This is a genomic window from Herpetosiphonaceae bacterium (assembly GCA_036374795.1).
Classification (GTDB): domain Bacteria; phylum Chloroflexota; class Chloroflexia; order Chloroflexales; family Kallotenuaceae; genus LB3-1.
This window is the reverse complement of record DASUTC010000237.1, coordinates 1-22475: the sequence shown is the minus strand read 5'-3', so window position 1 is coordinate 22475 and position 22475 is coordinate 1. Positions and strand designations below refer to the sequence as shown.

Genomic DNA, 22475 nt, shown 5'->3' with positions numbered 1-22475 from the left:
CAGCGACTCACAGCTACGCATCTATTGTACCATTATCCGTTGCTTACCAAAAGTAAGCCGTTTAGCCTACTCGGTAGGAATATGTCGGCTCAGGCTTTCGCGCATCAGATGCTTTTCGAGGAAGGCCGCGCGCTTCTCGCCCTCTTCGAGGAACTGCTTGAGCAGCGACTCGGTGCCGTAGTCGCCCAGCCGGTTGGCGAGGCCGATATGCTCGCGCATCCTGGTGGCGATCTCGCATTCCGCCTCGACATCATGCCTGATCATCTCGCGCAGATCGAACATGCCCTCCGGCTCGTGCTTGATGTACGCATGCCGCTCGATCTCGGTCGGGCCGCTGACGGGCAGCCCGCCCAGCGCGACGAGCCGCTCGGCGACCGCGTCGAACTGGGTGTGAAGCTGCGTGTAGTGCTCTTCCAGCAGCAGATGCAGCTCCAGAAATTGCGCGCCCTCGACGATCCAGTGATGTTTATGATACTGGTGATAGAGCGTGAACATGCTCGCCAGGTCCTCGTTCAGCGCCGCGACGATCTGGCTGGCCGTGCCCTGCGGCAGGCCAAACGGATTATCGCGCACGACGTTGGACTCCTGGCGCACTTCGCGTTGCGTTGCCATAGATCCTCCGCTTACTGCTGCTTTTTGCCGCCCGCCAGCACCTCGTCGAGCGTCTCGTGCTCAAGCAGGTGCATGATGTCCTGCGTGCGGAACTCCTGCTCCCGCAGGTGGCGCTTGAGCATCTGCTCGGTGCCGTAATCGCCGAGGTCGCGCGCCAGCTTGATATGCTCGCGCAGCCTGATCAAAATCTGCTGGTTGGCCTTGAGATCGTTCGATAGCATCTGGCGCAGATCCAGAATGCCCTCCGGCTCCTCGGCGATATAGCCGCGCTTAAGCTGCGCGGTCGGGCCGCTGACGGGCACGCCGCCCAGGGTGACGATCCGCTCGGCAAAGGCGTCGGCCTGTATCTGGGTGGCGGTGTAGTGCTCTTCCAGCATCAGGTGAATGTCGCGGAACTGCGGCCCCTCAGCCACCCAGTGGTGCTTCTGGTATTGGTGGAACAGCACGAACAGGCTGGCGACATCGCTGTTGAGCGCCTCGATGAGCTGCTGGGCGGTGTCGCGGTTGAGCCTGAGCGGATTGTCGATGATTTCGTTCGGTTGCTGCCGAATCTCCGGCATACGCTCTGCTTGAGTCATCGTACGAGGCTCCTTGCTACTGCTTGTCGATCGTCGCGTCCACTTTACGCGCGTCGGGCTGCGATCCCACCAGGCCGCGATCCAGGCTTTCGCGCTCCAGGTGCTTCTGGACGAACGCGGCGCGCTTTTCGGTGTCTTGCAGCGTTTGCTTCAGCAGATCCTCGGTGCCGTACTCGCCCAGATCGGTGACGAGGCGGATATGCTCGCGCAGCTTCGTGGCGATGGTCCGCTCGGCCTCGACATCGCGCGCCAGCATGTCGCGAATGCCCAGGATGCCATCGGGCTCTTCTTGCAGATACGACAGCTCAACCTGCTTGCGCATCGTCGCCGCCGGCACGCCGCCCAGCGCGTTCACGCGCTCGCCAATCTCGACCGCCGCCAGCTCGACTTGCTCGGCGTGCATCGAGAAAAGCTGCTCCAGCTCGCGGAACTGCGGCCCCTCGACAACCCACTGGTGTTTGTGGTATTGATGATGTAGCGCGTACAAGCTGGCGAGATGCTGGTTGAGCGCAGCGATCACCTGCCTGGCAACGTCCGTGTCGATCATCAGCGCGTTGGACTCAACCGTGTCGAATTCTTGCTCAATTTCATACTGGCGCATGACCATACATGCACACTCCTTTGCGCTAGAGGCTCTCGATTTCAGCAGCAACTTGTATGCCACATCGCGAGGACGAGAGAACAGGAGAACTCGAAGCCTGGAACTTGGAACTTGAAACTTGGAACTCGAAACTTGGAACACGGAGGTGCCAGATGGCAGAGATAGGAGAGATGATCGCGTTTACGTCGGATGAGACGCAGGGCAGCGGCTACCTGGCTCGGCCCGCCGGGAGCGGCTCGGTTCCGGCGGTGATCGTGATTCAGGAGTGGTGGGGCCTGACCGACGACATCAAAGCGATTGCCGATCGCTTTGCCGCCGCCGGATTTGTCGCGCTTGCGCCGGATCTGTATCATGGACAGGTGGCAACCGAGCCCGACGAGGCGCGCAAGCTGGCGATGGGCCTGGATATGTCGCGTGCCGTTCAGGAGATCGTCGCGGCGGTCAACTATCTGTGCGGTCGCGCGGAGGTACAGCGCATCGGCGCGGTCGGCTTTTGCATGGGCGGATCGCTCGCGCTGGTGCTGGGCTCCAAAACGCCGCGCATCGACGCGGTGGTTGCGTTCTACGACGGCAGACGGCTGGACGACGCGCTGCTGATGGCGATCGGCTGTCCGGTCCTGGCGCTGTACGGTGGCCGCGATCAGGGCATTCTGCCGGAAGTGATCGAGCACAAGCGCGAGGTCTGGCAGCGCGCCGACGTGCCGCATGAGATCGTGGTCTATGAGCAGGCGGACCATGCCTTCTTCAACGATACGCGCCCTGAGCACTACGATCCGGCAGCCGCCGCCGATGCCTGGCAGCGCGTGCTGGCCTTCTTTCACAAACAGCTTCAGTCGGCATAAAATAGTGAGGATCGATCCGCTACACAACAGGAGGAGATCATGGCAAATGGCAATGTGACGATCACCTGGCTAGGACATGGCACGTTCTTGTTCGAGAGTCCCGGCGGAAAGCGCATTCTGCTCGATCCCTGGATCGAGGGCAATCCCAAGTTTCCGCAGGCACTCAAGAGCGACGCGACCCAGAACATCGACGCGATTGTGATCACACACGGCCACTTCGATCATGTTCAGGATGTGCTTAGCATTGCGCAGAGCACGTCGGCTCCCGTGCTGTGCATGTTCGACGTGGTACCCTGGCTCACGCGCCAGGGCCTGGCCGAAGATCGCTGCATGGGCTTCAACATGGGCGGCACCGTCGAGGCGGCGGGCGTCAAGTTCACCATGACTCCGGCGCTTCACTCGTCGAGCATCGTCGATGATTCCGGCAACATTGTCTATCTGGGCAATCCCGTGGGCTACGTCATGACCTTCGAGGACGGTACGGTCGTCTATCACTCCGGCGATACGTGCGTCTTCGGCGATATGCGCATCATCGGCGAGCTGTACGCGCCCGACGTGGCGATCCTGCCGATCGGCGGCTGGTTCACGATGGACCCCAGGCAGGCTGCGTACGCCGCGAAGCTGCTCGGCGTCAAGCGGGTGATCCCTGAGCACTACGGCACCTTCCCGATCCTGGCGGGCACTCCGGCAGAGTTGCAGCAGGAATTGTCGAGCCAGAATATCGAGGTGGTCACGCTGGATCCCGGCCAGAGCACGACGGTCGGCAAGCAGGCGAGCGCGGCGGTCGGCGATAATCTGGGGGCGTAGGACTCCAGAGGTTGTCGGGGGCGGATTGATGATGGTCGAAAGGTTCAACAATCCGCCCTACGCTGTTATGACGTTTCGTGGTCCTGACACAGGATGATCATTGCTTCCTTAGCGCCTCTCTGATGCACCAGCCGTCGACGTTGGCGGCGCGAATCCGCACCCAGTTGTAGCCATCCGCCGCCTGCGGCCCTTCGATCACCTCGACCTGCGTGCCGTACGGCAGCGAGGCGATGGGCGGGAATGAGCGGCTCGGTCCGCTGCGCACCGTCAGCGATTGTCGTCGGTTCGTGGCGACGACGTAGCGCTCGCCGCTGGGCGCTGCGGCACCGCTGGCCGATGGCGCTGGGCTTTCTCCGGCGATGGCTGACGGCGCGGGCGAGTCGGCGGTTTCGTCGCCGCTGCCCAGGACCAGGCTGCCGAGCAAGAGCAGCAGCACGAGGCCAGCCGCGCCCGCGATGCCCCACAGCAGCCGTCGCTGCTGGGATGGTCCGCTCGCCGTGGGTGCCGGTTCGAGCGCTGGCAGCGGCGCTGCCGCCGTGCCGCTGCGCACGGCTGGCCTGGCTGCGGTATCGGGGATCGGAATCGTCTGGTGCGTGCGCGGAATCACGGTAGTAGGCGTGTCCGCAAGCTGGCGCAGGTGCCGTAGATCGGCCAGCAGCGCCGCGATCGACGGGTAGGCTCCCTGCGCAGCGCGCTCGGCGATGGCCTGCGGCGGCGTCGCGCGGCTCGGATCGGCGCTGCCGCCCAGCGCGATCGTAAGCAGGCGGCCAAGCGTCTGCGCGGCCCGCGCCTGATCGGGCGGCGTCTGCTCAAGGCCCAGATCGATTAGCTGGATGCGGCCTTCGGGATGCATGCGAATCGTCTGGCCGTTGGCGCTCGGCAGCATCTCGCCGCGCGCGATGGCGGCCTCTAGCGTCTCGGCGATCGTCTCGACCACCTTGAGCGCGCGATCGGTCGGCAGCGGCGCGAGATCGTCCAGCGCGGGACCGGCCAGCTCCTCCAGCACCAGAAAAGGACGCTCCCCGACGCTATGCTGATCGTAGAGCGCGGCGACATGCGGCAGATTGGCGAGCGCCGCGCTGCGCGCTTTGTCGAGCATCCGCTGCACGAAAGCTGTGTTCTGAGCATTATCGGGGCGCAGCAGCTCGACGGTGACGGGCCGGTTGAGCAGTTGATCGCGACCGTGGTAGGCGACAACGGCGCTATCGCTGTACACGAGCGCGTCGAGATGATAGCGATTTTCCAAGACCGGCGTCGTCGGCGCTGACATATGCTGTGCCATACCTGCTCTAGGAGCAATCATCGTGATCGCCCATGCTCCACGCTCCGCGCTCTATGGTAGCCACGGGCGGTCGATCCTGTCAAGCTGCCGTCAGGTACGATCCGCCATCGCCGCGCGCCTGCTCCTTCATGGGCGGAATCGGGCTGGTCGGCACTTCCCAGAGACGCTCCGGCGAGTCGATCGGCAGCTCCGCGATCGGGACCGGCGGCGGGCGCAGACCGGCCAGCTCGTAGCGGCTTTCGATCAGCGCGGCGTACATCGCGGCGCCATCCTTGTACCGCGCGATAGCCGAGGGCGCGGTCGCCTTGGCGACGACCCGCTCCAGCGTCAGCGGCACGCTCAAGATAACCTCGCTCATCAGCGGCACGCGCTCGGTCGTGTGCAGATGCGCGATCGTCGCGGCGTCCGGCCCGTCGAAGGGCACCACGCCCGTGATCATCTGAAACAGGACGATGCCGAGCGAGTACACGTCGGCGGCGGGCGTGATCGGCATGCCCATCACCCGCTCCGGCGCGATATAGTGCGGCGATCCCAGCACCTCGCCCTCGCTGCACTGCCCGCCAACCGTCGAAATACCGAAGTCGAGCAGCTTGACGTGGCCCGCCTGATCGATCAAGATGTTGTCGGGCTTAATATCGCAGTGGATGATGCCGTTGGCGTGGCTATGCGCCAGCGCCGCCGCCACTTGCAGCGTATAATCGACCGCCTGCTGTGGCGGCAGCGGCATGAGCTGGCTCAAGGTCTGCCCGTCAACCAGCTCCAGCACGAGATAGGGCTGATCGTCGAGATGTGCGTCGAAGACCTCGACGATGTTGGGATGGCGCAGCGCGGCCAGAGTTCGCGCCTCTGCACGGAACGCCTCAAGCGCCTCAGGATCGCTGATCAGCTCCGGCTTCAGGCGCTTAATGGCGACGTGCCGCTGGAGCGCGGTATCCCAGGCAATATAGATAATCGCCATTCCGCCTGAGCGGAGCGGCTCTTGTATCAGATAGCGATTCATAAGGTGCAACCATCCTTCGGGGTGGTCAGTGCAACCTTTATGCCAGTATATTTTGGATGCTCAGATCCGGGGAGGAGGCAGGCTATGCAGGTCATCGTGGGGCAGGCGATTGCAGACCGTGTGCGTGAGCGGGCGGCGGAGCTTGGATTGCCGGTCGAGCTGGTGATCGTCGCCAGGGACGGCTCGCTCGCGACCGATGCTCGTCAGGCGGAGGTGTTCTTTCGCTCGCACATCGCCAACGAGGTCTATGAGCGCGTGCTGGCATCCGCGCCGCAGGTCCGCTGGGTCCACACCGCCAGCGCGGGCGTCGATGGGCTGCTCTCGGACGCGCTGACCGACCGCAAGATCACCTTTACCAACTCGGCGGGCGTGTATGCCACGCCGATCGCCGAGTGGGTGCTGCACGCGCTGCTGATGATCGTCAAGCACGGGCCGCAGATGCTCGCGGCACAGCAGGCGCGGCGCTGGGACGATCACATACGTTTCGAGGAGCTGACGGGCAAGACGCTGACGCTGCTTGGCACCGGCGGGATCGGACGAGAGATCGCCAGGCGGGCGGCGGCCTTCGAGATGCGCGTCTGGGGCATCAGCCGCAGCGGTCGCGCCGTCGAGGGCTTCGAGCGGATCGTCAGCGGCGAGCACTGGCGCGATCTGCTGCCCGCGACCGATTTTCTGGTGATCGCCGCGCCGCTGACGGATGCGACGCGCAGGATGATCGGCGAGCGCGAGCTGGCGCTGCTGCCGTCACGTGCCTGGCTGATCAACATCGCTCGCGGCGCAATCGTCGACGAGGCCGCACTGATCGCGGCGCTTGAGGCCCGCGCTATCGCCGGAGCAGCGCTGGATACCTTCGAGCAGGAGCCGCTGCCCCAGGAAAGCCCGCTCTGGACGCTGCCTAACGTGCTGATCTCGCCGCATCACTCCGGCTCATCGCCGCACTCGACCCGCCGCGCGGTGGATCTGTTTGTCGGCAACCTGCGCCGCTTCGTGCAGGGCGAGCCGCTGATCAATGTGGTCGATCTGGAGGCCGGATATTGAGCCGCGCTGGAACCGATCCTGCAAGGAGCGCGTCAGACACAGCATGAGGAGCTTTATCATGAAAGGCATCACAATCGGCCTGCTGGTCGCGGCTGGCGTTGCGGGCTTGTGGGCCGCTCAGCGCGCAACCACAGCACGCCGAACCGCGCCGACATATCTGGCGCAGGCCGAGCGCTCGACAGCGCAGCCAGCCACCACCGAAACAGCCGCCCCTGCGGCAACTACAACGGCCAGGGACCCGATCGATCCCAAGATGGTCAAAACGCCCAAAGGCGACATCGATCCCAAGATGGCGATCAATCCGCCGCCGCCGCGCTCGCCCGAAGACAGACCATCGCCCAGGCCGCGCCAGCACTAACCGTCATTCGTCAAAGAGCACAGGAGGCTGTGCTCTTTCTGTTGTCGGCTCAAGCGCCGCATGGAGCCAATCGCGCACCAGCCGAATAACCCGCCCGTCGATCGACAGCGAGAGATGCGTTGCGCGCGGCACGAGCGCAAAGGTGGTCCCCGGCGGCGCGGCGGCGGCCACGGCGTGAGCCTGGGATCGCGGCACGACCGCATCGCTGCCGCCGTAGCAGAGCAGCAGCGGACAGGAGATCCGCGCGACGCTATCGAGCAGATCCAGCCGCCGGATCAGCTCCACGGTGCCGATCCGGGCGCGCGTTGGCTTGGTGCGCCATCCCTGCACGATCCCCAGCGTCCCAACATCACGGTGCAGCGCCCAGGTGGCGGGCAGCGCGAGCGTGAGCATCTCGCGCCGGATGACCGCCTTTGTCACCTCGACGGTGATCGGCGCTTCTAGCAGGATCAGCGCGTCGGCGGCGACGCCCTCCGCAACGGCGCGCGCCCCGATACAGCCGCCCTGGCTGATGCCGAGCACGGCCACGCTGGCATAGCGCTCACGCAGCCAGTCCACGCCCGCCGCCACATTGTCGAGCACGTGGGGCAGATCGAGCACGCGGGGATTATCGCCGTGGCCGTCCACATCGATCGCGCAGGCGGCGAAACCGGCGTCTGACAGGCCGTGCAGCAGCGGCCAGGCGTAGAACATTTTATGGTTGCCAGCGCCATGCACGATCAGCACCGCTCGTGAGCAGCCGCCCGCTGGCTCGACCAGCAGCGCGGGCATTGGCCCGCCCTCGATCGGGATCGCCAGCTCCACAATCCGCCGTCCGTGGCGCTCGCCGGGAGCCAGAATCGTCTCCGGTCGTCGCTCGCGCTGCCGCAACAGCGCCAGAAGCGCAAAGAGCAGCAGGCCCGGCGGTGCGGATATGCCCCAGGCCAGCCAATCAGTCGACGTGTTGCCGGTGAGCAGCCAGCTCAGGCCGCCGAGCAGCGGCGCGCTGAGCACCAGCCAGCGCCGCCCGCCGATGACCAATCCCTGCCAGCCCGCCAGCGCTGCGGCGATCTCAGCGGCGAGCAGCCACCAGAGCGCCCCTAGCGCGATGTTGGTTATGAGTATCATGTGTGCGGGATCGTACCGAAGATCGCGTGTCGAACGCAAGGTATACAAATAAGTCAAAATAATGTATAATGGCGCAGCGACAGTCGCCGGGCACAATGACAACCGGATGATACGAATCTGTTAAATTGGTGTTTGACTTTTACGACAATCTGTGCAACAATACGGCATCCCAGAGGGAATACGCCTTTTCAAATTCAAACAGATTCGTGTCGGTGTCGGTTCTGAACTTCTTCGGTCACTTTTCAATGAATATCGCTACTCCGGCTCGTCGAAAGGGTTGGAGGTTTTTTGTTGCCTACCATAATTACTAATCGTCCGGTCTATCCATTCACAGCTATTGTCGGACAGGAGCGTCTCAAGCGCGCCCTCCTGCTCAACGCGATCAACCCCCGTGTCGGCGGCGTCCTGATTCGCGGCGAGAAAGGCACCGCCAAGTCCACGGCTGTGCGCGCCTTGCAGCGGCTGCTCCCGATGCTGCGTGTCGTCGCCGACTGTCCATTTGGCGATCCGCCCGACGATCCGCAGCGCATGTGCGACTCGTGCCTGTCGCGGCTGGAATCCGGCGAGACGCTGCCGGTCGTCGAGCGCGCCACGCGGCTGGTCGAGCTGCCGGTCAACGCATCCGAAGACCGGGTGGTCGGCTCGCTCGATCTGGAACACGCGCTGGCCGAAGGACAGCGCCGGTTCGAGCCGGGGCTGCTGGCCGAGGCCAACCGGGGCATCCTGTACGTCGACGAGGTCAACCTGCTTGATGATCATCTGGTCGACCTGCTGCTGGATGCCGCCGCGATGGGCGTCAACACCGTCGAGCGCGAGGGCATCTCGGTATCGCATCCGGCGCGCTTCATCCTGGTCGGGACGATGAATCCCGAAGAGGGCGAGCTTCGACCGCAGTTGCTCGATCGCTTCGGTCTGGTCGTCGAGATCGGCGGCCTGCGCGAGATCAACGACCGCGTGGCGATCATCCAGCGCCGCATCGCCTACGATCGCGATCCGATCGGCTTCGCCGCCGAGTGGGAGCCCGCCGAGCTGGTGCTGGCGCAGCGGATCAAAGAGGCGACGAAGCTCCTGCCGAGCGTCAAGCTGACCTCGATGGACATGGGCATCGTCGCGCGGCTGGCGGTCGAGCTGGGCGTAGACGGGCATCGCGCCGATCTGGCGATTCTGGAGGCCGCGCGAACTCACGCGGCGCTCGAAGGCCGTGTGACGCTCACGCCGGTCGATATTCGCATCGCGGCTGAGCTGGCGTTGCCGCATCGCATGCGGCGTCAGCCATTCGTGGATGTGCAGCTCGACGAGGAGAAGCTCGGCGCGATCATCCAGCGCGAGGCCGAGCGCACCGACGGCCAGGAGCAGGAGCAAAAAAAAAAGACGAGCTGAGCAACGATTCGGGCGAGGGCGAGTCGAGCGATCTTGAGTCGGTGTCGGTCGCGCCGCGTGAGGCCGGTGCTCAGGACGATACCAGCGGCCAGAACAAAGGCGACAAAACGGTCGCTCCGGCGCAGCCGTTCAAGGTGCGGCGGCTGAGCACCCAGGCCGATCGACAGCAGCGCCGCGCGGGCGGCAAGCGCTCGAAATCGCGCACCAAGCGCAAGAGCGGTCGGTACATTTCCAGCCGCCAGACGAGCGAGCGGATCACCGATCTGGCGCTCGACGCGACGCTCCGCGCGGCGGCACCGTACCAGCGCCAGCGCCGCGCCCGCACGAAGAAGCGGCGGGCCGTGCTGCTGGAACGACCGGACTACCGGCAGAAGGTGCGGGTGCGACGAACCCGCAACGCGATCTGCTTCGTGGTAGACGCAAGCTGGTCGATGGCGGCGGAGCAGCGGATGCAGGCAACCAAAAGCGCGGTGCTCTCGCTGCTCAGAGATGCGTATCAGCGCCGCGACCGGGTTGGGCTGGTTTCGTTCCAGCGCGACGCCGCGCGCGTGCTCTTACCGCTCACCAACAGCGTCGATCTGGCGGAGCGGCGGCTGCGCTCGATGCCGACCGGCGGCAAGACGCCGCTGACACACGGCCTGCTGCTCGGCTTCGAGCTGCTGGATCGGGCGCGGCGACGCGATCCGGAGGTGTTGCCGCTGATGGTCGTCTTGACGGACGGGCAGGCCAATGTCTCATTGACCGGCATGCGTCCGCAGGAGGAGGCGTATCGGATCGCCGACTATATCGCCGAGACAGGCATCGAGGCGATCGTGATCGATACCGAGCATCCCAGCTTTGTGCGGGGCCTTGCACAGTCGCTGGCTCAACATTTGCAGGCGCTATACTATCACATCGCCAACTTAGGCGATCAGGCGCTCGTCGAAGTGGTGCGACAGCAAACACGTTAACAAGAACATTGGAGCAAGCGAACAACGAGACGATCTCGCTGTTTGGCACGCCAGCGGCGGCGACGTTTTTTTGTTCTCCTGCTCGATTGTTCTTAATCCATATATTTAGTGTTGGTTCACTTTCACGGAGGCACGGCGGACATGACGGACGAGGAGCGGACCCCAACGCAGGCCGATGAGCAGGCACAGGGGGCACAGGCGGAGCAGGCCAACGCAGAAGAAACCGCGGCGGCCAGCGATCAGGAGCAGACGGAAGGCCAGGGCATGCTGTCGAAGCTCGCCGATGTGGCGAGGAGCGCAGCCACTACCGTGGCCGAGACGGCCAAAGACGTTGCGGGAGCGGTCGCTGATCGCGCTCCCAGTGTTGCCGAGAACATCGTCGGCGCGGCCAAGCATTTGGTCGGGCAGGAGCATACCCATGCGGACGACGGCAGCACAGTCGAAACCAGCGAGACGGGAGCGGAGCAGCCGAGCGCCCAGGCTGATGAAGGCTCCTCGATCGTCGAGACGGTCAGCGACGCGGCGCAGGCTGCGGTGGATCAGGTACGGCGCACTGGTGCCCGTGTCTATGGGGTCGTGGCCTCGACGGTTGGAGCCGACCAGTCGCAGGGCGGTGAAACCGAGCAGGCAGCGCCGACGGCGGAAGCTGGCGAAGCGGCGGGCGCAAGCTTCGAGCCAACCGAGGAGTCGGCCAAGGGCGGCAAGCCCCGGCGGTTCAAAGACGTTCAGCCGGGCATGCAGCTCGAAGGCAAGGTGACGAGCATCGCGCTGTACGGCGTCTTTGTGGATGTGGGCGTGGGCCGTGACGGCCTGGTTCATATCTCGGAGATGAGCGACTCGCGGATCGAAGCGCCGACCGATCTGGTGCAGATCGACGATCCGGTGACGGTCTGGGTCAAGAGCGTCGATACCGAGGCGCGGCGCATCAGCCTGACGATGCGTGATCCGAACCGGCCCAAGCCGCAGCGTGAGCGCCGAGGGCCGCGCAAGCCCGAAGTCGATCGCGACCGGCTTTCGCAGATGAAGCCTGGCGACACGATCGAGGGCCTGATCAGCAGCCTCGCACCGTTCGGCGCCTTCGTGGACATCGGCGTCGGCAAGGACGGCCTGGTCCACATCTCGGAGCTGGCCGAGGGCCGCGTCGATAAGCCCGAAGATGCGGTGCAGGTCGGCGAGCGCTACACATTCAAGGTGCTGGAGGTCGATCCCGAAGGCAAGCGCATCAGCCTCAGCCTGCGGCGCGCGCTGCGCAGCCAGCGCATGCAGCAGCTTGAGCCCGGCACAATCCTCGACGGAACGGTCAGCGGCCTCGCGCCGTTTGGCGCGTTCGTGGATGTGGGCGTGGGCCGCGACGGCCTGGTCCATATCTCGGAGCTGTCCGACCAGCGCGTCGGCAGCGTCGAGGAGGCGGTGAAGGTCGGCGACAAGGTGCAGGTCAAGGTGATCGAGGTCGATCCGAACTCGAAGCGCATCAGCCTGACCATGCGCGTCGAGGAGCCGCTGCCGAACGAGCGGGAGCGCCCGACACCAGCGCCGCGCGCGACGGGCTACACGCCCGAAGCAGCCGAGGGTGGCTATCCTGTGCCGAGCTTCAACGAGTACACGCCCGCCGACGCGAGTCGTGCCGGTAGTCGCGGTGGCGACGCTCGTGGTGGCGGGCGCGGCGAAGGCCGTGGCGACGCTCGTGGTGGTCGTCCTGGCGATGCTCGTGGTGGCCGTGGCGGCGGACGTGGCCGCGACGATCGCGATGCGTCGGGCCGTGGCGGTCGCCTGGGCGGTCGCTCCGAAGGACGCGGTCGCCGCGAGGCGCAGATCTACGAGCCGTCGGAGGAAGTGTACACCTTTGAGGACCCCGAAGAGGAAAGCTTCTCCGGCGACGCGACGCTTGAAGATCTGGTGTCGAAGTTCAACGCGGGCAAGGATCGCCGCAAGAACCGCCGCGATTATGAGGAAGAAGAAGAAGAGGGCGGCAACGACCGTGGTCGCCGCGACGCAATTCGCCGCACGCTTGCCATGCGCGACGAAGAGTAAGCTGGCACAGCCACATACGACGGTACGGGCCGGAGCAATGGCGCTCCGGCCCGTGTTGTTTTAAGCCTTTTGTCGATTCGTCAGCGCCGCTGCAACCGCGCGACCGTCACACCATCGCCGCCCTCGCCGTCCACGCCGGGCGCGTACGAGGCGACGAGCGGATGTGTCGCCAGCACCTCGCGTACGATTTTCCGCAGCGCGCCGGTGCCCTTGCCGTGGACCAGCCGGACCTCGGCGAGGTTGGAAAGATACGCATCGTTAAGGTAGCGATCCAGAAGCGCCTCGATCTCGCTAGCCCGCATGCCGCGCATATCGAGCTGCATCGACACGTCGCGGGGCGCGCTCGGCACGCGGGGCGCGACTTTCACCTGCACGGCTGCGGGACGCTGCTGCTCGCCGCCGCCCTTGCGCCGTCGCAGCTCGCGCAGATCGACCGTCATGCGGAAGCCGCCGACCTGGACCTCGGCCTCGTTGGCATCGGGATCGATCGAGAGCACCTCGCCGTCGAGCTTGACCGAGGCGACATGCACCTGATCGCCGGGCTGGAGCGGACGCGGCGCTTGCTGCTGTGGCTGCTGCGGCTGTGCTTGTGGCTGCTGCTGGCGTCGGCGTTCGCGCCGCTGCTGCTCCGCCGCATCGCCCGCCGCTTTCAGCCGCTCCTCGGCCTGCTGCATCCACTCGCGAGTGAGCGACACCGAGCGTGTATCCTCGCGCAGCCGCCGCAGCTCGTGCCTGACGCTGCGTAGCTCGTCGTCCAGCTCGCGCTCGAACGCCTGAAGCCGCTGCTCGCGCTCAAGCTCAAGCTCGGCTAGCTCCTGCTGGAGCTGATTACGCACCTGCTCCGCCTCGGCCCGAATCGTCTCGGCCTGACGCTGCTCAAGCGCCGCCGCCTCGCGCTCGCGGGCGATCGACGCCAGCATATCTTCGACCTGCTCGGTTTCCGCCGACAGGAAGGAGCGCGACCGCGCGATGATCTCAGGATGCAGCCCCAGACGCGAGGCAATCGCCAGCGCGTTTGAGCGACCGGGCAGGCCGATCTGAAGCCGGTAGGTAGGCCGCAGCGTCTCCTCGTCGAACTCAACCGAGGCATTGTGGACGTTGGGCGTGTTATGCGCGTACGCCTTCAGCTCGGCGTAGTGCGTCGTGCCGATGCAGAGCGCGCCGCTGTCCAGAATGCGCTCGATAATCGCCCGCGCCAGCGCCGCGCCCTCGGTCGGATCGGTGCCCGCGCCCAGCTCGTCGAGCAGCACCAGCGCGTCCAGGCATCCTCCCGGCTTAGTGGTAGGCGCCGCAGCGTCCAGCGCATCCAGAATCGCGATGATATGCGTCATGTGCGACGAGAAGGTCGAGAGGCTCTGCTCGATGCTCTGCTCGTCGCCGATGTCGGCGAAAATATGCCGCAGCACCGGCAGCCGCGATCGATCGCCAGCCGGAATATGCATGCCCGACTGTGCCATCAGCGCCAGCAGCCCGGTCGTTTTGAGCGCGACCGTTTTGCCGCCGGTGTTTGGCCCGGTGACGAGCAGCACGCGAAACTCGCCGCCCAGCCACACGTCGGTCGGCACCACCGTCGACGGGTTGAGCAGCGGGTGGCGGGCCTTGCGCAGATACAGCGGCGCATCCTCCGGTCGCGCGCTCGGCGTGGGCTGGTACGACCGAAGATCGACGATCTCCGGCTCCATGCAGTTGAGCATCGAGCTGTAGCGGCCCTTGGCAAAGAGCAGATCGATCTCCGCCAGCGCCGCAACGCCCGCGATCGTGGCGTCGCCATGCTCCGCGATGCGCGCCGACAGCGCTTGCAGAATGCGCACGATCTCTTGCTGCTCGGCGATTTGCAGCTCGCGCCAGGTATTGTTCAGCTCGACGGTTTGCAGCGGCTCGATAAAGAGCGTCGCGCCCGTGTTGGACTGATCGTGGACGATGCCGCGCAGCGTCCTGCGTCCGCTGGCCTTGATCGGAATCACATAGCGGCCATCGCGCACCGTGATGATCGGCTCTTGCAGCGCGCTGGCATACTGCGACGATCCCAGGATGCCGTTCAGCCGCTCCATCAGCCGATCGTGCGCGATACGAATTTCCGCCCGAATTTTGCCGAGCGCAGGGCTGGCGCTGTCCAGAATCTCGCCGTTGGGATCGACGGTGCGCTCGATCGCGGCTTCGATCTCCGGCAGCTCCGGCAGCGCATAGCCCAGATCGATCAGCGGCCCGTACGGCTCGTCGGGAAGCTTGAGCAGCCGCACCCGTAGCTGGCGTGTCGCCGCCAGCGTCGCCGCCACGTCCAGCAGCACGCCCGGATCGAGGATGCCGCCGCGTAGCGCCTGGGTGATCGCCGGACGAATATCGCGCGCGCCGCCGATCGTAATGTCGGGATAGGTGTCGAAAAGCTGGCGCGCGGCAGTGGTGGCTCGCTGCGCGCGACGGATCGCGTCGATGTCGTCGTCGGGCTGCAAGTGCAGCGCAAGCTCGCGGCTGGCCGAGAACGCGGTCTGCTGCGCCAGCCGCTCGCGGATTTTAGCGTATTCCAAAATATGAAGTGTGCGCGCTTCAATCGTCATGCTGTTCTACCACAATCTAGTGCTCGATCACAGTCGGCTTTCGGCTACTCGTGCCGGTGCTGCCCAAAAAAAGACGGCAGGGAGCATTATACTCTCTTCTGCCGCCGAAAAACGAGTCTTTTGCCGGTTTTTGGTGATCCTGATGCCTGCCTACCTGGGCCTGAAGAACGGCAGCGCGGACTCAGGCAGGAATGGCGCGACCAGGCTAAAGACCTGTGGCAAGATATTGTTGATCAGCAGCGGCAGCAGCGTGGAGGTGCGCGTGCTATTCTGGAGCGAGCGCGTGATCGGGTACGGATCGCCGATGCTATTGGAAATAAACAGGAATTGCAGCACCATCCCGACGATGCTCATAAAGACCACGCCCAGGATTACGCCGAGCATCACGCCGATAATCCGATCGACAAACTCAAGCCGCCCCGGAAAACGGACGTAGCGAAACGTATACAGCGCGGCGGCCAGCAGCAGGATGAAACAGATCACCAGGATCAGGAAAAAGCTGATGGCATCCGCGACGACCGCGCTGGTGCCGCGCCGGACCATGTACAGCGAGGCGAACTTAAAGTACAGGCTGGCTAAGATCACACTGGCGTAAAACGTGACGAGCGCAAGCACAATTTTGATCGTGCCCTGAAAGAAGCCAACCGCAGTGATGACGATGAAGCCGAAGAGCAGCAGGAGATCAACAAACATCAGGCAACTCCATCAAGGAGGATGAGTGAGGCAAAATAGCGCGCGGCTATTATAGCATAAGGTTGTTGCGCGCCGTGACACGATGCTATAATGCCGCTGGTCCTGCCTCGGTGCGGCCCATGTGGTGGACGTGATACTGGATAACCTACATGGATGAGCATTTCTATTCTGTGGCGGAGGCGAATGCCCTGCTGCCCTACGTCCGCAGCCTCGTCGAAAGGATGTTGACGGCCCGCGAGCAGATCTTGCTGCTGCAACCGGAGCTATGGACGGTGATCCAGGCGGCGGTCTTCAACGGCGGAAGCAAAACGGCCTCGGATGTCACCCGCTATATCGTCGTCATTCAGGATGCGATCTACAAGCTGCGCGCGCTCAATATCCTGGTCAAAGATGTGAACACCGGCCTGATCGATTTTCCGGCTGAGCGCGACGGTCTGCCGATCTATTTGTGCTGGCAGTACGACGAGCCCTCGGTGCAGTTCTGGCACGATGTCGATAGCGGATTTGCCGGTCGGCAGCGGATCGACGAGACGTTTTAGGCTGACAATCCGCTCAGCGATGCTGGTGGTTGTTGAGCGAGCTGGGGGCAGATGTTGAGCGTTCAGGACAAAGTAACGATCATTACCGGCGCGTCGCGCGGGATTGGGCGGGCGACCGCGCGCGTGTTTGCGGCAGCCGGGGCCAGGGTGGTGCTCGCGGCGCGCTTCTCGACCGAGCTGAAGTCGCTGGCGGCAGAGCTGCGCGCTTCGGGCGCGCAGGTGCTCATGGTGCCGACCGATGTCGCGGATCGCGCGGCGGCGCATGCGCTGGTCGAGCGTGCGATTGCCGAGTGGGGCCGCGTCGATATTGTGATCAATAATGCCGGGATCGGCATTCAGGCCAATGTGGGCGAGCTACCGCCCGATCTGTTGCAGCGGGTCTTTGCCGTCAATTTCTACGGCCCGCTGTATCTGACGCAGGCAGCGCTGCCCCAGATGCGCCGCCAGCGCAGCGGCGTGATCGTCAACGTCTCGTCGCCGGTCGCGGAGATGGCCTTTCCCGGCATCGGCGGCTACGCGGCCTCGAAGGCGGCGCTGGATTCGCTGAGCGATACGCTGCGTCGCGAAGAGTACCGCAGCCGGATCGGGGTGATCACGGTCTATCCAGGCCGGATCGACACTAACTTCGACCGGGCGCGGATTCGCGTGAGCGGCTCGAAGCGCGTCGGTCGCTCGCCCTTCAGCGGCTCAGCCGAGGGCGTTGCCCAGGCGATCCTGCGGGGAGTGGAGCGCCAGCGCCGCGTGGTCTATGCGCTCCACCCGATCGAGCGCGTGGTCTGCATGATACATGGCTGGCTGCCGCGCGCCTTCGATCCGATCCTTGGACGAGTCATGTCGCGTCGATCGTAGGCACCCGGCGGCATCGGACCGCCACATGATGAGGGAGCAACAGATCTGCTGCTCGATGGCGGCGTAGATGGTATAATTGCGTGTGACCTGCGAAGGTTGCCAATATCAGCTCCAGGAGGAAGCCGTTCCATGGCTAGTCAGTCCCGCCGTCGTGCGACAAAAAACCTTACCCGCCGTGAGCGCCGCTCCGGCATCGCGCGTACCTATACGGTTCCCGCTCATGCGGCAGCGCCGAGCGTTCGCCGCTCCTACATGGCCGAGCCCGCGCCCGTCGATTACAGCGCCGAGTACCGCTATATCCGCAAAGACCTGTTTCGGATTTTGCTGTGGGCTACGGTCTTGATCGTCGGTATGATCGTGTTGTCATTCATGCCTATTCTCTAGCACGCCGTCAGGCCGGGGGAAAGATCCCTCGTCTCAAGCAGAATCGCAGGGCCGCTTTTCCAAAGAGCCTCCTTGTCTCTGCACGAGCGCAACATCGCATCGCGACTCGATCGTCCATTCTGCCCGGCGTCGAATGCGCTTCGTCCGGGCAATGCGGATGCGTATGGAAGAATCTCGCACGCAATCAAAAGCGGCGCGGCTACGCCGTATCGAGCATAAGCTGTACAACACGCCGCAAGGGCTGGGTGCAGTTGAGCTGTCGCAGTACTGCGGCGTCGATCGGCGGACGATCTACCGCGACATCGAGGCGCTGGAGCTGATGGGCGTGCCGGTCTGGCAGTTCGATGGTAAGTTTGGCATCGATCGAGACGGATACCAGTCCACGGTGCGGCTTAACCTCAACGAGACGGTCGCGCTGTATTTTGCGGCGCGTCTGCTGGCGCATCACTCAGACGAAAATAATCCCCACGTGGTCAGCGCGCTCGACAAGATCGCGGCCTCGCTGCCCGATGCCACGCTCTCGGAGCATATGTCGCGGGCGGCGGAGGTGATTCGCGCCAAGCCGATCCGCTCCAACTATGTCCAGATCGTCGAAACGCTGACGCGCGCCTGGGCCGATCGGCGAGTCGTATCGATCCGCTACTGGGCGGCAGATCGCGCCGAGCCGCAGGAGCGGGTGATCGAGCCGTACTTTCTCGAAGTTGCGCGCTTCGAGCCGGGCAGCTATGTCCTGGCGCACGATCGGCTGCGCGACGCGCTACGCACCTTCAAGGTCGAGCGTATCCAGCAGGCCGAGCTGCTGGCCGAGCACTACAGCATCCCCGAAGACTTCGATCCCTACAAGTGGCTGCAAGTCTCGTGGGGCATTATGGCCGAGGAAGAGGTCGAGGTGCGGCTGCGCTTCAGCCCCAACGCCGCGCGGCGCGTGCAGGAGAGCGTCTGGCATCACTCGCAGCGCATCGAGCAGCTTCCCGATGGCGGCTGTATCCTGTCGATGAGCGTCGGCGGCATTCGCGAGATCAGGAACTGGGTGCTGAGCTGGGGCGCGGATGTCGAGGTGCTCTCACCGCCTGAGCTGCGCGCGCAGATCGCGGCGGAGGGCGAGCGCATGGCGGCCCAGTACCATCGTTCGGTGTAAGAGAGGACTCCAGGCCCGGCTGGCTGCGCATTGCTGTGGTAAGGTAGAGCGCACCTGGCGGCGCTGACATGATTTTGTAAGCTTGGGCGCTTGTCACCGAGCGCGAGAAGCTTTACGCTTCCCCTGAATACAGTTGGTAGTTGTTTCCTCGGTCAGGTCTGCGGTATTTCATGACTCCCCCGCCAAGCCAGAAAGGGTTTTCAATGTCCCGTCGACTCTCCCTGATTCTGATTCTGGTCGGATTGCTGGCTGTCGCAGCGATCCCCCAGCACTCACGCGCGTTTAATCCACCGGTCGTCGCGATCCAAGCTGGGCATTGGCGCTCCAACGAGCTGCCGGAAGAATTCTCGCGTCTGCGCGGCAACACGGGCGCATCCGCTGGCGGCGTGCGCGAGGTCGATCTCAACGTCGATATTGCGCACCGTGCCGCCGAGTATCTGCGCTCATGGGGCAACGAGGCGTATGTTCTGCCCTCGACGGTGCCGCCCACCTATCGCGCCGATGCGTTTGTCTCGCTCCACTCCGACGGTCACAGCAACACCGGCGCGCGCGGCTATAAAGTCGCCACCTACTACCGCGACTGGGTCGCCAGCAGCATGCTCGTGCGTGAGATCGAGGATGAGTACGGTAAGCAGACCGGGCTGCCTAAAGACTGGCGGATCACGCACAATATGCGTGGCTACTACGCCTTCAACAGCGGCCTCTACGAGCACACCATCGCTGAGGATACGCCGGGCGCGATCCTTGAGATGGGCTTCTTGTCGAATCCCGCCGATCGGGCGTTTCTGACCAACAACCGCGATCTAGTCGCGCGGGCTATCGCGCTGGGTATCGCGCGGTTCCTGGGCACGCGCCCTGCCGGGGGCTGGCCGTCGCCGCCGCTGCTGCCAGGGAGCGATAAGGTCGAGGTGCTGAACAACAGCGTGCCGCTGCACACCGGCCCCGGCAAGCACTTCAGGCTCGTCGATCGTGCCTCGCGCAAGGAGCGCTACGCCGTGGTCGAGCGCCTCGACGGCTGGGCCAGGCTCTTCTTCTACGACGGCAAGGAGCGCTGGATCGAGGAGTTTCAGACCAGGCCGATCTTCGTGCCCTAGCGCGCCGCTAGGCCGGAGACGAACGAACAAGGGAACAAAGCAACAATAAATACTTCTCCCAGTTGTTCCCTTGTTCCCATACTCCTCCAACCGCGACACGTGATCCCTGGCCGTCGTGTGCCATGCCCGCCGCTGTTAACTGTCCACTATTGATGTCATCTGGCTCTATCGTGATCCACCTACCAGCGAGGAGTATGATCGTGCTGCCCTCCAAACGCTTGACGCTGATCGTCGCCACCGCAGTTCTGTTCGTCATCAGCGCCGTCACGGCGGGATCGTCCGCCTATGCCTCTCAATCAGGGTCGGTGCCGCTGTCGATGGCGGCGGCTAACCCGGAGCGAGCGCCCTATAATCTTGCGTCTCGCGCGCTCTCCAATACCTCGATTCGCGTCTCGTGGACCAACTCGTCCTACATCGACGGCTTCCGCCTGTATCGGTGGAATGGCTCGTCCTGGCAGGTGATCCGCGAGCGCTTCACAAACACGTGGTACGACGACAAAAACCTCACGCCGGGCACGACCTACCACTATACCGTGTGCTCGTACTACGGCTCGAACACCGTCTGCGCCGATGGCTACACCTCCGCCGCCACCACGTCCGCCGCGCCTGCCGCGCCGAATGCGCTATGGGCAACGCCGCGCTCTAGCTCATCGATCCGCTTTGGCTGGAACCAGCCCTGCTGGAATCAGCCGTGCGTTGCCATCAATAGCTTTCGGGTGTTTCGGCAGCGGGCAGGAACCAGCACCGTCGAGTATCTCACAACAGTTGCGGGCAACGTGCGCACCTGGGATGATACCGGCTTATCGCCCAGCACCGAGTACTACTACACGGTCTGCGCCGATAATGAGTCGGGCAGTGTCTGCGCGGCAAGCTGGACACGCGGCAAGACCTACTGACGCCTGAGGAGCTTACTTAAGCACGCTTGATTCAGGCAGGATCAAGGCGCCGGTGCTGTGATGGGCAGAAACCATCGCAGCACTTTTTTTCATGTCCTCATCACACGGATATGAGGCCCAGGGACTTCGGTGGATGTGAAATAAGCTATACAATCGATCGCAGAACCCTCGCATCTCCTACCACAAGGAGTTTAGCATGAAACGCCGCGTTTCCAGCCTCCGTATGCTCGTCCTCTGTGTTTTGTTGCTGTGCAACGGTCTGCCATTGGCCGCGCTCGCACATTCGCCCAGTCGCACAGCAGAGCAGCCTCGTGCTGCTCGATCGGGATCACAACGTCCCGGCGCTGCTGGGGCTATCAGACTCGTTGGCCGCTTTGAAGACACCGACATCGTATCCGTGGCCGTCAGCGGCTCGATTGCGTATCTTGCCGGAGGCTCGACCGGGCTGCGCATCGTCGATGTCGGCGCTCCCGATCAGCCGCGCCTGCTTGCTAAGCTGGCGGTTGATGCACACGACCTTGAAGTTGTTGGGGGTCTGGCCTATCTTGTGAATAATACGCCGGGCCTCGTGATCGTCGATGTGCGCGATCCAAGCAAGCCCAGAGTCATCGTCACCCATACACTCCCAGGCATCGATCAGAGGAATGGCGGGCTGATCGACCCGATGAAGATCGTGGTTGTCGACAAGCTCGCCTATATCTCCGGGCACACAACCGGGCTACAGATTATCGATGTCAGTAATCCGGCTCGTCCACGGGCGCGTGGAAGCTATCAACCGGGCCGTAGCCTGCATGATATACAGGTTGTTGGTCATCTTGCATACCTGGCTGATTCTTCCTACGGCCTGCATATCGTTGATGTCAAGAATCCTCAGCAGCCGCGCCTCCGTGGTCAGTACGTCACAAGCCCATTCTATCCCACAGCGCTTAGCGTCGTCGGTCGCTACACCTATCTGGGAGGCGGGCCGATCCACGTGATCGATACAGGCACTCCCGAAACGCCCAAATTACACCGAGTCTACGAACCGCAGGGCAGCCGTACGGGACGGCTGCTGGTGATCAATAATATCGCGTACCTTGCCAATAGGACCGGCGGCCTGGAACTCTTTGATGTCAGCAAAGCGGATAGCTTCGCCCGGCATGCCGCCTATGCGCAGGCAGGTGTAACCGATGTAGCTGTGGTCGGCGATCTTGTCTATCTTGTGAGTATGTCAAAGGGGCTGGATATTCTACGTCTTGATTCGACACGGCTCGGACCGGCTGAGCGTCGCTGCTTCTCCGAAACCGGCCAGTGTATCAGCGGTCCTTTTCTGGAGTTTTGGAAGCAAAACGGCGGACTGGCAGTATTTGGCTTTCCTGTTACTCGCCAGCGCCACGAGCCTACCCGTGATCTGGGGCACGTGTACCCGGTGCAATGGTTCGAGCGGAATCGCTTTGAGCTGCACGGGGCGGTCGTCTATCCGGACGATAAACCATCGAATGTGATTCTTGGGCGGCTTAGCGACGATTGGCTACAACGACAAGGCATCGATTGGCGGAAGTGGCCCCAAGCTGATGGCCCTAGAGCAGGCTGTCTGTGGTTTGAGCAGACACGCCATAATGTGTGCGATCAAGGCGCTGGCCTGGGCTTTATGACGTACTGGCAGACACATGGGATCAACGATCCTGAGCTGCCGAGCTATCAGCAAAGTCTGGCGCTGTTTGGTCTGCCGCTGAGCGAGCCACGCCTTGAGACGAATAGC

At 63.7% G+C, this 22475-nt stretch carries 22 protein-coding genes; 14 read left to right on the top strand and 8 right to left on the bottom strand.

What is annotated here, in order from left to right:
- Positions 1 to 66 precede the first annotated feature (66 nt).
- The 3 genes from dpsA (VFZ66_17565) to VFZ66_17555 are packed head-to-tail and all read right to left on the bottom strand — an operon-like array spanning position 67 to position 1797.
- On the bottom strand, positions 67 to 612 hold the full coding sequence (dpsA, locus tag VFZ66_17565; protein ID HEX6290998.1) for a DNA starvation/stationary phase protection protein DpsA: 546 nt from the start codon (positions 610 to 612) through the stop codon (positions 67 to 69).
- 11 nt (positions 613 to 623) lie between these two features.
- Positions 624 to 1190, bottom strand: a complete 567-nt coding sequence (gene dpsA, locus VFZ66_17560; protein ID HEX6290997.1) for a DNA starvation/stationary phase protection protein DpsA — start codon at positions 1188 to 1190, stop codon at positions 624 to 626.
- Between the two features lie 16 nt (positions 1191 to 1206).
- Entirely contained in the window at positions 1207 to 1797 is a 591-nt protein-coding gene (locus tag VFZ66_17555; GenBank protein HEX6290996.1) for a DNA starvation/stationary phase protection protein, read from the bottom strand.
- Positions 1798 to 1943: 146 nt separating this feature from the next.
- Here VFZ66_17555 and VFZ66_17550 point away from each other — a divergent pair, with 146 nt between their 5' ends.
- Both VFZ66_17550 and VFZ66_17545 read left to right on the top strand, forming a co-directional pair.
- On the top strand, positions 1944 to 2633 hold the full coding sequence (locus VFZ66_17550) for a dienelactone hydrolase family protein (protein ID HEX6290995.1): 690 nt from the start codon (positions 1944 to 1946) through the stop codon (positions 2631 to 2633).
- A 39-nt stretch (positions 2634 to 2672) separates the two neighbouring features.
- Entirely contained in the window at positions 2673 to 3440 is a 768-nt protein-coding gene (locus VFZ66_17545) for a metal-dependent hydrolase (protein ID HEX6290994.1), read from the top strand.
- A gap of 97 nt (positions 3441 to 3537) precedes the next feature.
- Here VFZ66_17545 and VFZ66_17540 read toward each other — a convergent pair whose 3' ends face one another.
- Together VFZ66_17540 and VFZ66_17535 are read right to left on the bottom strand one after the other, a co-directional pair.
- The gene (locus VFZ66_17540) at positions 3538 to 4722 is read right to left on the bottom strand and encodes an SH3 domain-containing protein (GenBank protein ID HEX6290993.1); all 1185 of its coding nucleotides are present in this window, start codon (positions 4720 to 4722) and stop codon (positions 3538 to 3540) included.
- Positions 4723 to 4801: 79 nt separating this feature from the next.
- Positions 4802 to 5722 (bottom strand): serine/threonine-protein kinase, encoded by a 921-nt coding sequence (locus VFZ66_17535; GenBank protein ID HEX6290992.1) that lies wholly within the window; start codon positions 5720 to 5722, stop codon positions 4802 to 4804.
- A gap of 84 nt (positions 5723 to 5806) precedes the next feature.
- On the opposite strand from VFZ66_17535, the gene VFZ66_17530 reads away from it, so the two are divergent.
- Together VFZ66_17530 and VFZ66_17525 are read left to right on the top strand one after the other, a co-directional pair.
- On the top strand, positions 5807 to 6760 hold the full coding sequence (locus VFZ66_17530; GenBank protein HEX6290991.1) for a D-2-hydroxyacid dehydrogenase: 954 nt from the start codon (positions 5807 to 5809) through the stop codon (positions 6758 to 6760).
- A gap of 58 nt (positions 6761 to 6818) precedes the next feature.
- Positions 6819 to 7118: a hypothetical protein gene (locus VFZ66_17525; protein HEX6290990.1), complete on the top strand. Its 300-nt coding sequence runs from the start codon at positions 6819 to 6821 to the stop codon at positions 7116 to 7118.
- Positions 7119 to 7121: 3 nt separating this feature from the next.
- Here VFZ66_17525 and VFZ66_17520 read toward each other — a convergent pair whose 3' ends face one another.
- Entirely contained in the window at positions 7122 to 8225 is a 1104-nt protein-coding gene (locus tag VFZ66_17520; GenBank protein HEX6290989.1) for an alpha/beta fold hydrolase, read from the bottom strand.
- 291 nt (positions 8226 to 8516) lie between these two features.
- On the opposite strand from VFZ66_17520, the gene VFZ66_17515 reads away from it, so the two are divergent.
- From VFZ66_17515 to VFZ66_17505, 3 genes are all read left to right on the top strand, one after another.
- A complete protein-coding gene (locus tag VFZ66_17515) occupies positions 8517 to 9605 on the top strand; it encodes an ATP-binding protein (GenBank protein HEX6290988.1) in 1089 nt (362 codons plus the stop codon).
- Positions 9606 to 9646: 41 nt separating this feature from the next.
- Positions 9647 to 10555, top strand: coding sequence for a VWA domain-containing protein (locus VFZ66_17510; protein HEX6290987.1), 909 nt, complete (start codon positions 9647 to 9649; stop codon positions 10553 to 10555).
- 141 nt (positions 10556 to 10696) lie between these two features.
- The gene (locus tag VFZ66_17505; GenBank protein ID HEX6290986.1) at positions 10697 to 12586 is read left to right on the top strand and encodes a S1 RNA-binding domain-containing protein; all 1890 of its coding nucleotides are present in this window, start codon (positions 10697 to 10699) and stop codon (positions 12584 to 12586) included.
- An 80-nt stretch (positions 12587 to 12666) separates the two neighbouring features.
- Here the strand turns inward: VFZ66_17505 and VFZ66_17500 are convergent, their stop codons facing one another.
- Together VFZ66_17500 and VFZ66_17495 are read right to left on the bottom strand one after the other, a co-directional pair.
- Entirely contained in the window at positions 12667 to 15141 is a 2475-nt protein-coding gene (locus VFZ66_17500; protein ID HEX6290985.1) for an endonuclease MutS2, read from the bottom strand.
- A 150-nt stretch (positions 15142 to 15291) separates the two neighbouring features.
- A complete protein-coding gene (locus VFZ66_17495; protein HEX6290984.1) occupies positions 15292 to 15834 on the bottom strand; it encodes a CvpA family protein in 543 nt (180 codons plus the stop codon).
- 149 nt (positions 15835 to 15983) lie between these two features.
- Between VFZ66_17495 and VFZ66_17490 the strand changes: the two genes are divergently transcribed.
- The 7 genes from VFZ66_17490 to VFZ66_17460 all read left to right on the top strand — a co-directional run.
- On the top strand, positions 15984 to 16373 hold the full coding sequence (locus tag VFZ66_17490) for a DUF2203 domain-containing protein (protein HEX6290983.1): 390 nt from the start codon (positions 15984 to 15986) through the stop codon (positions 16371 to 16373).
- 51 nt (positions 16374 to 16424) lie between these two features.
- A complete protein-coding gene (locus VFZ66_17485; protein ID HEX6290982.1) occupies positions 16425 to 17222 on the top strand; it encodes an SDR family NAD(P)-dependent oxidoreductase in 798 nt (265 codons plus the stop codon).
- 129 nt (positions 17223 to 17351) lie between these two features.
- Entirely contained in the window at positions 17352 to 17606 is a 255-nt protein-coding gene (locus tag VFZ66_17480; protein HEX6290981.1) for a hypothetical protein, read from the top strand.
- A 163-nt stretch (positions 17607 to 17769) separates the two neighbouring features.
- Positions 17770 to 18744 (top strand): transcriptional regulator, encoded by a 975-nt coding sequence (locus tag VFZ66_17475; GenBank protein ID HEX6290980.1) that lies wholly within the window; start codon positions 17770 to 17772, stop codon positions 18742 to 18744.
- A gap of 203 nt (positions 18745 to 18947) precedes the next feature.
- Positions 18948 to 19838, top strand: a complete 891-nt coding sequence (locus tag VFZ66_17470; protein ID HEX6290979.1) for an N-acetylmuramoyl-L-alanine amidase — start codon at positions 18948 to 18950, stop codon at positions 19836 to 19838.
- Between the two features lie 200 nt (positions 19839 to 20038).
- Entirely contained in the window at positions 20039 to 20734 is a 696-nt protein-coding gene (locus VFZ66_17465; GenBank protein HEX6290978.1) for a fibronectin type III domain-containing protein, read from the top strand.
- Positions 20735 to 20930: 196 nt separating this feature from the next.
- The coding region (locus VFZ66_17460) for a hypothetical protein (GenBank protein ID HEX6290977.1) at positions 20931 to 22475 on the top strand (1545 nt) is incomplete at its 3' end.

Bases quoted from the DNA above. Each gene is read 5' to 3' on its own strand.
- VFZ66_17555 (HEX6290996.1), bottom strand. From the start codon at position 1,797: ATGGTCATGCGCCAGTATGAAATTGAGCAAGAATTCGACACGGTTGAG.
- VFZ66_17545 (HEX6290994.1), top strand. From the start codon at position 2,673: ATGGCAAATGGCAATGTGACGATCACCTGGCTAGGACATGGCACGTTC.
- VFZ66_17475 (HEX6290980.1), top strand. From the start codon at position 17,770: ATGGAAGAATCTCGCACGCAATCAAAAGCGGCGCGGCTACGCCGTATC.
- VFZ66_17540 (HEX6290993.1), bottom strand. From the start codon at position 4,722: ATGGCACAGCATATGTCAGCGCCGACGACGCCGGTCTTGGAAAATCGC.
- VFZ66_17520 (HEX6290989.1), bottom strand. From the start codon at position 8,225: ATGATACTCATAACCAACATCGCGCTAGGGGCGCTCTGGTGGCTGCTC.
- VFZ66_17480 (HEX6290981.1), top strand. From the start codon at position 17,352: ATGGCTAGTCAGTCCCGCCGTCGTGCGACAAAAAACCTTACCCGCCGT.
- VFZ66_17525 (HEX6290990.1), top strand. From the start codon at position 6,819: ATGAAAGGCATCACAATCGGCCTGCTGGTCGCGGCTGGCGTTGCGGGC.
- VFZ66_17495 (HEX6290984.1), bottom strand. From the start codon at position 15,834: ATGTTTGTTGATCTCCTGCTGCTCTTCGGCTTCATCGTCATCACTGCG.
- VFZ66_17550 (HEX6290995.1), top strand. From the start codon at position 1,944: ATGGCAGAGATAGGAGAGATGATCGCGTTTACGTCGGATGAGACGCAG.
- VFZ66_17535 (HEX6290992.1), bottom strand. From the start codon at position 5,722: ATGAATCGCTATCTGATACAAGAGCCGCTCCGCTCAGGCGGAATGGCG.
- VFZ66_17500 (HEX6290985.1), bottom strand. From the start codon at position 15,141: ATGACGATTGAAGCGCGCACACTTCATATTTTGGAATACGCTAAAATC.
- VFZ66_17470 (HEX6290979.1), top strand. From the start codon at position 18,948: ATGTCCCGTCGACTCTCCCTGATTCTGATTCTGGTCGGATTGCTGGCT.
- VFZ66_17490 (HEX6290983.1), top strand. From the start codon at position 15,984: ATGGATGAGCATTTCTATTCTGTGGCGGAGGCGAATGCCCTGCTGCCC.
- VFZ66_17505 (HEX6290986.1), top strand. From the start codon at position 10,697: ATGACGGACGAGGAGCGGACCCCAACGCAGGCCGATGAGCAGGCACAG.
- dpsA (HEX6290997.1), bottom strand. From the start codon at position 1,190: ATGACTCAAGCAGAGCGTATGCCGGAGATTCGGCAGCAACCGAACGAA.
- VFZ66_17530 (HEX6290991.1), top strand. From the start codon at position 5,807: ATGCAGGTCATCGTGGGGCAGGCGATTGCAGACCGTGTGCGTGAGCGG.
- VFZ66_17485 (HEX6290982.1), top strand. From the start codon at position 16,425: ATGTTGAGCGTTCAGGACAAAGTAACGATCATTACCGGCGCGTCGCGC.
- dpsA (HEX6290998.1), bottom strand. From the start codon at position 612: ATGGCAACGCAACGCGAAGTGCGCCAGGAGTCCAACGTCGTGCGCGAT.